Origin of the sequence: Reichenbachiella sp., assembly GCF_965223055.1 — a bacterium.
Lineage (GTDB): Bacteria > Bacteroidota > Bacteroidia > Cytophagales > Cyclobacteriaceae > Reichenbachiella.
Window position 1 is genome coordinate 229,477 of record NZ_CBDCVM010000003.1, and the last position, 11,343, is coordinate 240,819.

Annotated in this window: 12 protein-coding genes; 4 read left to right on the plus strand and 8 right to left on the minus strand. The window is 40.4% G+C overall.

The annotated features are described in order from the left end of the window. Positions 1 to 2: 2 nt before the first annotated feature. Positions 3 to 1,136, minus strand: a complete 1,134-nt coding sequence (locus tag ACOQO5_RS01435) for an efflux RND transporter periplasmic adaptor subunit (RefSeq protein WP_420579897.1) — start codon at positions 1,134 to 1,136, stop codon at positions 3 to 5. 224 nt (positions 1,137 to 1,360) lie between these two features. Between ACOQO5_RS01435 and ACOQO5_RS01440 the strand changes: the two genes are divergently transcribed. Continuing rightward, on the plus strand, positions 1,361 to 2,587 hold the full coding sequence (locus ACOQO5_RS01440; RefSeq protein ID WP_420579898.1) for an MFS transporter: 1,227 nt from the start codon (positions 1,361 to 1,363) through the stop codon (positions 2,585 to 2,587). On the opposite strand, the gene ACOQO5_RS01445 is transcribed toward ACOQO5_RS01440, so the two are convergent. Continuing rightward, positions 2,577 to 4,019, minus strand: coding sequence for an aldehyde dehydrogenase (locus ACOQO5_RS01445; protein WP_420579899.1), 1,443 nt, complete (start codon positions 4,017 to 4,019; stop codon positions 2,577 to 2,579). The genes ACOQO5_RS01440 and ACOQO5_RS01445 overlap by 11 nt on opposite strands. A gap of 28 nt (positions 4,020 to 4,047) precedes the next feature. Then, the gene (locus ACOQO5_RS01450; RefSeq protein WP_420579900.1) at positions 4,048 to 4,836 is read right to left on the minus strand and encodes an SDR family oxidoreductase; all 789 of its coding nucleotides are present in this window, start codon (positions 4,834 to 4,836) and stop codon (positions 4,048 to 4,050) included. 85 nt (positions 4,837 to 4,921) lie between these two features. Here ACOQO5_RS01450 and ACOQO5_RS01455 point away from each other — a divergent pair, with 85 nt between their 5' ends. Next, positions 4,922 to 5,338 carry a hypothetical protein gene (locus ACOQO5_RS01455; protein WP_420579901.1) on the plus strand — a complete coding sequence of 139 codons (417 nt, stop codon included), beginning with the start codon at positions 4,922 to 4,924 and terminating at the stop codon, positions 5,336 to 5,338. A gap of 74 nt (positions 5,339 to 5,412) precedes the next feature. Further along, positions 5,413 to 5,925: a hypothetical protein gene (locus tag ACOQO5_RS01460; protein WP_420579902.1), complete on the plus strand. Its 513-nt coding sequence runs from the start codon at positions 5,413 to 5,415 to the stop codon at positions 5,923 to 5,925. Here ACOQO5_RS01460 and ACOQO5_RS01465 read toward each other — a convergent pair whose 3' ends face one another. Then, positions 5,926 to 6,699 (minus strand): helix-turn-helix transcriptional regulator, encoded by a 774-nt coding sequence (locus ACOQO5_RS01465; protein ID WP_420579903.1) that lies wholly within the window; start codon positions 6,697 to 6,699, stop codon positions 5,926 to 5,928. Between the two features lie 2 nt (positions 6,700 to 6,701). Beyond that, entirely contained in the window at positions 6,702 to 7,298 is a 597-nt protein-coding gene (locus ACOQO5_RS01470; protein WP_420579904.1) for a GNAT family N-acetyltransferase, read from the minus strand. Between the two features lie 274 nt (positions 7,299 to 7,572). Between ACOQO5_RS01470 and ACOQO5_RS01475 the strand changes: the two genes are divergently transcribed. After that, positions 7,573 to 9,156, plus strand: a complete 1,584-nt coding sequence (locus ACOQO5_RS01475; RefSeq protein ID WP_420579905.1) for an Ig-like domain-containing protein — start codon at positions 7,573 to 7,575, stop codon at positions 9,154 to 9,156. A 137-nt stretch (positions 9,157 to 9,293) separates the two neighbouring features. On the opposite strand, the gene ACOQO5_RS01480 is transcribed toward ACOQO5_RS01475, so the two are convergent. The 3 genes from ACOQO5_RS01480 to ACOQO5_RS01490 form a co-directional block, all read right to left on the minus strand. Beyond that, complete coding sequence (locus ACOQO5_RS01480) at positions 9,294 to 10,256, minus strand: helix-turn-helix transcriptional regulator (RefSeq protein WP_420579906.1); 963 nt, start codon at positions 10,254 to 10,256, stop codon at positions 9,294 to 9,296. A gap of 3 nt (positions 10,257 to 10,259) precedes the next feature. Next, positions 10,260 to 10,598 carry a hypothetical protein gene (locus ACOQO5_RS01485; protein WP_420579907.1) on the minus strand — a complete coding sequence of 113 codons (339 nt, stop codon included), beginning with the start codon at positions 10,596 to 10,598 and terminating at the stop codon, positions 10,260 to 10,262. A gap of 309 nt (positions 10,599 to 10,907) precedes the next feature. After that, a complete protein-coding gene (locus ACOQO5_RS01490; RefSeq protein WP_420579908.1) occupies positions 10,908 to 11,201 on the minus strand; it encodes a GIY-YIG nuclease family protein in 294 nt (97 codons plus the stop codon). Positions 11,202 to 11,343 lie beyond the last annotated feature (142 nt).

Below are 11,343 nucleotides of genomic sequence, written 5' to 3' on the forward strand. Positions count from 1 at the left end.
ACTTACGATTTAGGTTTTACGATTTCGACTTTCATATTTTCGGAAGCATTCGACGGACGATCAGTCACCATCATTTCTCCCGGCTGCAATCCACTGATTATGGCATTATTCTTAGAGACCTTATGGACTCGAACTTTCTTAGTTACCAAAACACTATCCTGAACTACAAAAATTTCATTTTTGTTTTTAAGAATTTTTCTAGGCACTTCTGCAGCGTTTTTCACTGACTTACCTGGAATTCGAGCTTTCAAAAACAAGCCATCCAGCGCTTCGTATTTTGATCTCTTTTGAATGTTAATGAAGACGCTTACACTTTGTGAGTTAGGATCGATAAAGTCCGCCACTCGAGTGATTTTACCAATCCAATTTTGTTCAAATTCCGTCTCATCGACAATCGTTACCGTTTTACCCTTTTGAACAAATTCAATATCCCTCTGCTCCACTGGCACTTCCAATTCCAATTCATCTGTACTGATAATGGTTCCAATATTCGCTCCTGGACTCACCACAGAGCCAACTAAATAATTGATTGATACTACACTGCCATTGAATGGCGCATAGATGTAAAACTTTTTCAAATTCTCCTCTTCACTCTTTATGGCATAGTATTCACTTAGAATATTCTTGGCAGCTAAGAATGTCTTTTCTTTTGAAGATTTAGGTGCTGGAAGTGCAGGAATCTTTTCATCTAGTTTGATACCGTCAAAATAAGCCTGCCAGTCATTGAAACTATTAGGAAAGTCTATTCGAATATCAGGAAGGATAGAAGCCAAAGTATGCAAGAAGCTACTTTTTCTAGCCTGCAATGTTAGATTCTCCTCCACATCATCAATTCTGCAAAGCAACTGGCCTTTTTTGAATCTCGATCCCTTTTTCAAGGTAGAGCTACCACGAAGCAGCTTTCCTCCAACCTCAGCTATAACGTTAAGTTGTTCTGCAGATCCCACTCGCCCAAAGGCTTCAATGACTGTCTCAACTGTTTGAGGTTGAAAGGGTTGAGCAGACACATAATTTTTAGCCACAGGCTTTGGTCTTTGAGGGGGTTCTTCTTTTTGACCTGATAGCGCTTGATAGGCAAAATATGTGAATGTAAGGATAAGGAGTACAATAGCGTACGATACAAGTTTTCTTCTCATTGGTGATAGATAGTAATAGTCAATCTTCTATCGCAAAAATGAGTTAATTGTTTCAGAATGGCACTAGTATTTTATGAATGGCGAATATCCTTTTTAAAATAACTACAAAATATTTTCAATTCATGTCGCACGATCTAACCGTCTAACCCTAGATAATTGCAATTCGTCACAAAAAACTAACCTAAAAGCTTGACTACCGTTAGCCATTCTCAATTACGCAACTTATGAATAAAGGTCAACTCAACGCTCGAATCATCCTGTTCTCATTATGGCTATTGATGTTTGCGGCTAGTAGTCAGTTTTTCATCATGTCTCCCATTCTTTCTCAAATCGGGGAGCAATTAAATATAACGGAATCACTCAGAGGCACACTGATCACAGCCTATGCCATTACGTTGGGGATTGTAGCGCTCATCACAGGACCTATTTCAGATCGAATAGGCCGACGTAAAATATTATTGATAGGTGCGGGGGCTATGGCCATCTCACTTTTGACACATCAGTTTGCTTTTGACTACTGGTCGATGCTAGGATTTAGAATTTTGGCAGGTTTTGCCGGCGGCATCCTCACCGGATCGTGCGTGGCATATATTGGCGATTATTTCCCTTGTGAGAAAAGAGGTTGGGCCAATGGTGTAGTTGCCACAGGAAGCGCGGCTGGACAAATTCTTGGCATCCCCGCAGGTACCATTTTAGCAGGAGAAATTGGCTTCTTTGCTCCTTTTCAATTTTTCGGATTTGTCATGGTCTTTGCCTTTTTCCTGATATTAATAAAAGTACCACAACCGCAAGTGGAGAGCTCTACTTGTCCATTGAATTTAAATCACTCAATTAAAAAATATTGGGAGATTCTCCACATTCCATCAGTCAAAACCATTGCCATGGGCTATTTATTGATGTTTTTGAGTATTTCTTCGTTTATCGTGTACTTCCCTACCTGGCTGGAAAATTCTTTTCGAGCAAACAGTTATGACATTGCCACTTTGTTCTTAATCGGAGGGTTGGCCACGGTTTTCACCGGACCCATTTCAGGATTGATTTCTGATAAAACCGGCAGAAAGCAGATCATAATATTTTCCAATCTATTGCTTGTTATTATCATGCCGTTGTGCGTGTTTTTTCTCAATATGAACTACGAAATGTACTTTGTGGTTTTCTTTGTCATTATGCTATTAATAGTGGCTCGAATGGTGCCTTTTCAAGCCTTGGCTTCGGAGGTCATTCAAGACAATCAAAGAGGACGTATGATGAGCATGACCATTTCTATAGGTCAATTGGGCATGGCTCTGGGTTCTGCCGTTGCTGGTTTTATATATACAGATATAGGTTTTATCGGCAATGCCACACTAGCTGCATTGGCGTCATTCTTAATGGCGTTTTTAATTCAGAAATATATTCCAGAAGATCAGCTGGCAATGCAAGAAAATAAAAGCAAAACAGCTACAACTTAATACAAACGTTCTGAGGTTCGGTAAAAAACCGTAGCGCCTCAAATCCACCCTCTCTTCCGACACCAGATTGTTTCATACCTCCAAAAGGAGTTCGCAAATCCCTTAGCAACCAACAGTTGACCCACACGATCCCACTTTTGATTTGATGAGAAACCCGATGTGCTCGCTTTAGATTCTCAGTCCAAACCGTTGCCGCCAAGCCATAAGCAGTAGAATTCGCCATCATTAAAACTTCTTCTTCAGAATCGAATGGCATAATTGTTACTACTGGCCCAAAAATCTCTTCCTGATTTGTTCTGCAATCATGGCTTAACCCTTCTATAACAGTAGGAGCAATGAAATAACCTTCAGCGCAGTCCCCATCCACGATTACTCTTTCTCCTCCTGCCAAGACAGTTCCACCTTCCTCTTGAGCCAATTTGATATAACCCAAAACCTTGTTCATATGAGCTTCTGAAACCACTGCACCCATTCGCGTTTGATCATTCAAAGGATCTCCTACTTTCATCTTTTGAACTTTTTCTACAAATGCATTTTTGAATTTCTCGTAAATGGGCCTTTCAACAAAAATTCGTGAGCCACACAAACAAATCTGCCCTTGGTTGGCAAAAGATGATCGAATGGTAGTTTTCAACATCTCGTCAAAATTGCAATCGGCAAAAATGATGTTAGGATTCTTACCTCCCAATTCAAGAGATAATTTTTTGAACATTGGTGCAGCTGTAGCTGCCAGTTTTTTCCCTGTTTCAGTACCTCCGGTAAATGAAATCAAAGGCACATCCTTGTGTTCAACAATGGCCTGACCCGCTTTATGTCCATAACCATGTACTATATTCAAAACACCTTTCGGCAAACCTGCCTCGATGCAAAGTTTAGACAACATATATGCTGTCATAGGTGTTACTTCAGTAGGCTTCGCTACCACGGTATTTCCAGCAGCCAGAGCAGGAGCAATTTTCCAACTAAACAAATACAAGGGCAAATTCCACGGTGAAATACAGCCAGCCACGCCCACAGCAGATCGCTTAGTATAGTTGATGGCAGTACCTTCCATAAAATGAGATTCTGCTGCAAAATGCTGAATACCACTAGCATAGAATCTGAAATTGGATGAGGCTCGTGGAATATCTACACTTTTAGCCAAACTCAGCGGTTTCCCATTATCAATGGATTCTGCCATGGCCAACTCCTCAAGATTCTCATCAATCAGGTCAGCAATCTTATTTAAAATATTTGCCCTAGTTTCTATACCACAAGTCGACCATTTGGGAAAAGCCTCTTTGGCTGCTTGAACAGCTAGATCTACATCTGCTGTATCACTATCTGGAATCTGGGAATAAACCTGACCATTGGACGGGTTGAAATTGTCAATATAAACTTTTGAAACAGGAGCCATGAGCTCCCCATTGATGTAGTTTTTAATTTTCTGCATGGGTTGTATTTTGGGTTAATACTTGACACTAGATACAGCCAGTTCGACCACCATCAACCGGGATGCTCACACCATTGATGTATCCTGCTGAAGGAGAAGCTAAAAAGGCAGCGGCAGCGGCCGTTTCTTCAGCCTGACCAAATCTCCGCGCCGGAGTTTCCATCTTCATGGCAGCTATTATTTCATCTTCTGTTTTTCCAGTTTTTTTGGTCTTGGCCTTCACAATTCCTTCAAGTCGAACCGTATCGGTAAATCCAGGCAACACATTATTGACGGTAATTCCAAATGGTCCAAGTTCTAACGAAAGGGTTTTAGCCCAGCTCGCTACAGCACCACGCACCGTATTGGATACACCCAATCCTGGGATCGGAACATATACAGAAGTAGAAATTATATTGATAATTCGACCAAACCCCTTCTCTTTCATGCCCGGCACCAAAGCTTGTGCTAACAAATGATTGCACTCCAAATGAGCCGTCATTGTATCCATAAATTTAGTATACGGTTCATCAATGATTTGTCCTCCGGCAGGCCCTCCAGTATTATTTATTAAAATTTCAGGGGCAGGGTTCTCCTTTAGATATTCCGTGATCTTGCTATTAAGTCCTATCGGATCACTAAAATCGGCCTGAACAAATTGATGAGTTTGTTTATGATTCACCGACAAACCATCTTTCACTTCTCTCAATTTGGATATGTTTCGGGCGATTAGCGTCACACTGGCTCCCATTTGAGCCAATTCTTCTGCAATAGCTCTGCCTATGCCCTGTGTACTACCACACACGATGGCAGACTTTCCTTCTAAATTTAAGTTCATTTTATGGTGTCATTTAAAAAGAGTAAATATAGCTATTATGGTTTTTGGCTTGAGAATAAAATATACTTTTGTCCCCAAGATAAAAATGAAAGCACCTCTAAAAATATCTATCGTTCACGCTATCGTAGGTCTTCTCACCTTTGTGATTTTCCTACAAACCGGCTGGTACATGAAAACCAATGATATTGGTAATCTATCTGATGCCCATCGTATGATTTATAGAGCGGGTCATATTTACTTTTTGTTTAGTGGACTACTCAACCTTTCTATTGGTCTTCAGCTTCAATTTTCCAAAGTGCCATGGAAAAAGAAAGTGCAATATGCTGGCTCTATTCTCTTATTGATTTCGCCAATTATTTTCCTATATGGCTTTTATCAGGAAGCTAACATTGGCCAAATTGATAGAGCAATGACAAGAATTGGCATTTTCCTTTCGCTGGCAGGCACTGGACTTCACACCTTAATATTCTTCATTGGGTTGATCAAGAAAACAGAGAATTAAGACCGGTTATACCTTCTAACAACCAATCATTACAACTTTTGAATTTTTAAACCTTAGTGTTTTACTTTTGCAAAATGAGTAAGCAGCACTTTCTTTTAATTTTTCTCCTCTTTTCGAGTTCAATATCCTTAGCTCAAAGCAAATATGAGCAAGATGTAACAAGCCAAGATGCAATTATCAATGCTTTGTACGAAACCATATCCGGACCAAAAGGAGAAAGAAGAGACTGGGATCGATTGAGATATCTTATGACCTCAGATGCCAGACTCATCCCTACACGTCCATCCACGGATAACAAGCGTGTTCCATGCTACTTAACTTTAGAGCAATTCATTGAACAAGGAGATCAATGGCTCATGGATAATGGTTTTTTTGAAAATGAAATATCGCGGACTTCAGAAACCTATGGTCTCATTACACATGCATGGAGTACTTACGAATCGAAATGGACACCAGAGGGCGAACCTTTCGCCAGAGGCATCAACAGCATTCAACTGATGAATGACGGAGAACGATGGTGGATCGTGAATATGTATTGGGCGGCTGAAACAGAGGGCAACCCACTTCCGAAGAAATATCTAAAGTAATTAATCGATCAGCAGATGACTGCTGGCCAACACCTCTGAAGGTGAAAAACCAAACGATTCCTTAAAAGTTTTACTGTAATGTGAACTATCAGAAAACCCTGACTGATGAGCTACCTCTGTCAGTGTTTTGGAAGATTGGACATAATCGAATGAGGCTAATAGTCTTTTCCACAATTGCATCCTTCGATAAGATATTCCAGTTTCTTCTTTGAATAAATGTTGAAATCTACTTTCAGACAAACACATCTCTTCTGCCATTTCTTTAAGTGAAATCACTTCTCTAGTATGTCTATCCAAATATTGCAAGGAAGCCAGTACCCTTTTATCTATATCATGTTTGGCAGCTAGACATCGACTATTGAATTCGGCCATGGAATTGATGCAGGCGCTAAGAAAAGTTTTTTCATTGATCTCATTTTTAGACAGGTCCTGAACAAACATTCTTAAATAATCCACCCACTCTTCTGTAAATTCTTCTATAGGTGCTGAAGTCATATGCTTAGCTAGGAAATGGCCCAGTGTGCTTGCTGGGTTGAGCAAAATGACTAAAACCTTCTGTCTTTTACTGTCTAAGCGATGAGAAACCTGGGGATGAATCAGAAGTGACTTTGAAAGCACAACTCCATCTTCGGATTCCATTTCAAACGCTTCGTCAATACCAATGGTCAGCTGAAGGGCATAGTGTTGATGAAATGCATTTTCTTCAACTTTCCCTAAAAAAATACCTGTATCACCCGCTTTGTACAGGAGATTTTCTTCCTCAATCAATTCCAAAATCAATCCAGTTTAAATTCGACAGCCTCGAATTTATCTACTTTTTTGAATTCCTCAACAAACATTACCCAAACTTGAAATTTTAATCTCTCTCCGTTTTCACCTTTGGGTAACTCGCGATAGGTATATTCATGCGTGAAATCCAATTTTTCAGGTATTCGCTGGCTTGCTTTGTTTCGCGTATCTATATAGAGCAAAACCTTCTCAATTTTCATATGCTCAAAAGACAACTTGGTCAGGGCATAGCTCACCTCAGTAGCATATCCTTTGCCCGCTTTGAGATGATCTATCCAATAGCCTATTTCAGTGGTTCCTTTACCTCTTCTGCCGAAGAGGTTGCTACTGCCTACAAAGTCACCAGTGGATTTTTCAAACACTCCATAGCTGTACTCACGATTAGAATAAAAGTCTCCCTTCCAACTTCTAATTCGCTCCCTTTTGTCTTCTAAAGGCTCTGGTTCATTCTTAGCCCACGGGATCCATGGCATCATGATTTCGAGATTATCATCCAACCTTGATTTTAACAGTTCTGCATCTTGTGGTTGAAAGATGCGAAGGATCAAATTTGGAGTTTCAATTCGGATTACGTTGTTTTTCATGATTCAGTATTTAAGTAGACAAATCAATGAAAAATAAATGATATACAGTGATGATCCTTAAAGTTCCTTTTTGGCCTATTATTCTCGCCTTCCACGTTTTTTTGTTAACATCAGCTAGATTTTTTGGCTATTCATTATGGTATCATTTGACATAAAACATTCGTTTATCGAGATACAAATAACATTCATCCTGTGTGAAGGAAAAATTGTCTAAAACAACTGAACGGAAAGAAAACAATACATAAATTACCGCGCAAAACATAAACAAATTCTCATGAGCAAATTAAAATTATTCATCAGCTCGCTGATGATAGCCAGCCTCTTCGTCGGCTGTACAGAAGACGAAAAAATAGACATTACAGATATTAGCTTTGATGGTGATACGCTGACTGTCACAGAAGGCCTTACTTACGATGCTTCTGACGCAATTACTGTCACTGGTGGCGACGCAGATCAAGCAAATATTACATTTACTTCTGGTGATGCTAATATCGTAAGCGTGGACGGTTCTACGCTAACTGCCGAAGCAGTAGGGTCTACTACATTGACTGCTACTGAAACCAACTCAGATTTGACCGCCACAGTAAATGTGAATGTCATTGCTAAATTGGTCGCTGTCACCGGAATTACCCTGGATACGGAAACTGAAGATCTCAAAGTGGGAGAAACGTTACAACTTGCAGCTACCATAGCTCCTGCAGACGCTACAGAGCAAGGAGTAATCTGGTCAGTGGCATTTCCATCAGGTTCTAAAACAAAAGAAGATGCACCTACTGACATTGCCACAGTAAGCGATGCCGGCATGGTAACTGCTGTTGCTGCAGGCGAAGTAGTCGTAACCGCTAAATCAAAAGATGGTGATTTCACTGCAAGTGCAACCATTTCCATTACCAATGTAGCTGTAACTGGTATCAAATTCGAACTAGAAGGAGGTGCTACATCAGTGACTGTAATAGGGAATGAAGTGGTAAGCGTCACGCCTACCATCGAACCTGCAAACGCTACCATCCAAGCAGTGACTTGGTCTTTGGAGTACGTTCCAGTTCTAGCAAGATCTCAAGCCATTCCAACTGCGGATTTCTACGCATCCATAGATGCTGAAACAGGAGCGATTACGGGTAAAGCAGAATGTGACGATTGCGGATTGAAGTTGGTCGTTACTACTGTGGATGGTGGCAAAGAAGCCAAAATTCCACTTAATATTGATTATGTTGAAATTACAGGTATTGAATTTGAACAAACAGACGGTTTCAAAATCACTGCAGGTGACACTGAGCAAATGATTTACTCAGTAATCCCTGAGAATGCTAACAATCAGGAACCCGATATCACCTGGTCGATCGACACTAGAGATAACGGTTCTTGTGAATTTCGAAGAGTTTTGGTTGCTGCTCTTCCTGATTATTCAGATTATGCCTTTGTTGACGCCTTTGGACTGATTGAAGCCATCAAGGACTACGACGAAAGTTCTTGTTATGATTTGGCTGTCACAGCTCAGGTAGATGGTATTGATGGAGCCTCTGCTTCAGCCATGTTTCATGTAGAAAACATAAAAGCTACCAGTGTGACTATCGATCAGGGTGAAACCCACTCTATAGAACAAGGACAGACAACGACGCTTACAGCCTCTGTTCTTCCTGAAAACACCACTTTGCCAGGCATCACCTGGAGTATGTATGATCCTACAGCCGAACCAGCCAGAGTGGCAGTAGCGTGTTATACACTGAATAGTGAAACTGGAGAATTCTCTGCGGACTGCATCGATACTTATACCGTTTACGCTTATAATGAAGATTCAGAATTGGTTGACAGCATAGAAATATCTGTAACTGCATGTACGACGGGTTGCCCTGAATAAATGGCAAGAAAAATCTATATTAAAAAAGACCAGATTACATCTGGTCTTTTTTGTTTAACGATGCCTCTCAGAGTCACCTGAATAGGGACTCTGAGTTCTCTTTAGAATAACTCTGAGATTTATTGATATTTGAATTTTTACATCAATTGAGCCTGATAATGTTTTTCGAGTTGGTCAATCAATTCACGCATTGAATTCTCCATTTTTTCTGAATTGAGAATTCTGGCTGAATCCGTAAACATCAGTAACCAACGAGCAAAGTATTCGCACTCTCCGACCATGAAAGTCATCTCAACACCTTCCTCTGTTTTCTTTTCGTCTATGAACCCATAGAAATAGCGCTGATCTCCAATGATCCTGGCCACTTTTTTGTCAAACATAACTTTCACTTCGCTCACATCTTGCGGCATTTGCCTAACAAAAATGTGATCCTTAAAGTCGTCTCTGAGCGATGGGTCGAAATGCTGATCCAGCACATGGAGTTTACTGATTCGATCGGTTCTAAAGTCACGAACTCCATTGCGCATTCTACAATAAGCAATCAAGTGCCAGTGATTAGCATAATGACAAATACCTAGTGGCTCAACCTCCCTGGAAGAATATGAATCGCTGTAATTAGCATAGTACTCAAAAGACAAAACCTGATGATTGATCAACGCATTCTTTATATCATTTAAAAAAAGATCAGGGAAAGCCTGCTCGACTGGAATGGTAGGAGAAACTATCTCAATATACTTTTCCAACTCCTGTACATAATCCTTCTGGGTATTCTTCAGTACGGCTCTCACTTTGGTAAGAGCCTGTTCGAACTGATCCACCAGAGATTTGTCTCCTTGCCTCTCCAGTAGCTTGCCAGCTAACAATATAGCTCCAGCCTCTTCCTTGGTGAACATTACCGGAGGAATGTAATATCCTTCTACAATAAAATAACCTCTATCCTTTTCAAATCCTATAGGCACTCCTGCTTCTCCGAGTGCTTTAATATCCCGAAAGACGGTTCTTTCACTGATGTCAAAATGATCAGAAATATCATCTATGGTTACATGTCTTTTGCTCTGCAATTTGAGCATGATAGCAGTGAGTCGATCAATTCTATTCATAACTTAACTAGTTATCCTCCCTTGTTTTTTGATCAGCAATCTTGCTTCTTTCCATTTGGGCGGATCATTGGTTTCAAAACCGTAAGCCTTTACTTCAGAGGCAAAATCACCCCACCGCTGCATGGCCACTTTATGCTCTCCATGGAACATAAACTGTTGCATGGCTTCTTTGGTATTCCAATGGGTAATAGTATAAAAATACCTAAACCACTGATTGGAAAGCCTTACTTTTAAATTTCCAGGAGAAGCTTTGGCCTGGCGAGCCACCTTGTTGGACAGACTGGCAAATTTCGGCAGCTGCCAGATGGATTTTAGTTTTAGGCGGGTAATAGATACATACATGATATAAATGTACCCATTTCGTCTTTTTTAGTTTCAAAAAAACAAAAAAAGAGGCTGTATGCCCCTTACTAACTCCTCATTCTCCTTCGCCACACTGGTGTTGTCCCGAAGGGATGCCTTTGGCATCACCTGCGATAATAATAAAAACCACGTCACTTCGAAGGAGACAATTCACCAAGTGAATTGACGACTGAGAAGTCCCTGAAGGCAGCAACAGCTGTTTTTGTAAAACTCAGCACACTGCATTCCTTTGGGGACTTCTCCTTTCAGTCGAAGTGACGAGATATGGTAAGTTATAATTTTTCGTAGCTATTCTAGCGACTCATACAAATCGTTCCATTCGGAGTTAATAGACTCAATTAACCAGATCTTTTTCTCTCGCCTATATTTTTTGATTTGTTTTTCTCGATCAATAGCTTCCTCTATAGAGTGAAACCCTTCAAAGTAAACCAGTTTATCAATATTATATTTAGCAGTAAAGCTCTTAGGATAAAGCTTTGTTTTATGCTCGTAAATACGCGCGTTTAGATCCGAAGTTACTCCCACATAGAATACAGTGTGATGGATGTTTGTCACGATATAAACTGCTCCGCCTCTTTCCATGTAGATCAAAAAAATCCACGTCACTTCGAAGGAGACAATTCACCAAGTGAATTGACGACTGAGAAGTCCCTGACGGCAGCAACAGCTGTTTTTGTATAACTCAGCACACTGCATTCCGATGGGGACTTCTCCTTTCAGTCGA

Bases quoted from the DNA above. Each gene is read 5' to 3' on its own strand.
- ACOQO5_RS01480 (WP_420579906.1), bottom strand. From the start codon at position 10,256: ATGAATAGAATTGATCGACTCACTGCTATCATGCTCAAATTGCAGAGC.
- ACOQO5_RS01470 (WP_420579904.1), bottom strand. From the start codon at position 7,298: ATGAAAAACAACGTAATCCGAATTGAAACTCCAAATTTGATCCTTCGC.
- ACOQO5_RS01445 (WP_420579899.1), bottom strand. From the start codon at position 4,019: ATGCAGAAAATTAAAAACTACATCAATGGGGAGCTCATGGCTCCTGTT.
- ACOQO5_RS01450 (WP_420579900.1), bottom strand. From the start codon at position 4,836: ATGAACTTAAATTTAGAAGGAAAGTCTGCCATCGTGTGTGGTAGTACA.
- ACOQO5_RS01490 (WP_420579908.1), bottom strand. From the start codon at position 11,201: ATGGAAAGAGGCGGAGCAGTTTATATCGTGACAAACATCCATCACACT.
- ACOQO5_RS01485 (WP_420579907.1), bottom strand. From the start codon at position 10,598: ATGTATGTATCTATTACCCGCCTAAAACTAAAATCCATCTGGCAGCTG.
- ACOQO5_RS01460 (WP_420579902.1), top strand. From the start codon at position 5,413: ATGAGTAAGCAGCACTTTCTTTTAATTTTTCTCCTCTTTTCGAGTTCA.
- ACOQO5_RS01440 (WP_420579898.1), top strand. From the start codon at position 1,361: ATGAATAAAGGTCAACTCAACGCTCGAATCATCCTGTTCTCATTATGG.
- ACOQO5_RS01455 (WP_420579901.1), top strand. From the start codon at position 4,922: ATGAAAGCACCTCTAAAAATATCTATCGTTCACGCTATCGTAGGTCTT.
- ACOQO5_RS01475 (WP_420579905.1), top strand. From the start codon at position 7,573: ATGAGCAAATTAAAATTATTCATCAGCTCGCTGATGATAGCCAGCCTC.
- ACOQO5_RS01435 (WP_420579897.1), bottom strand. From the start codon at position 1,136: ATGAGAAGAAAACTTGTATCGTACGCTATTGTACTCCTTATCCTTACA.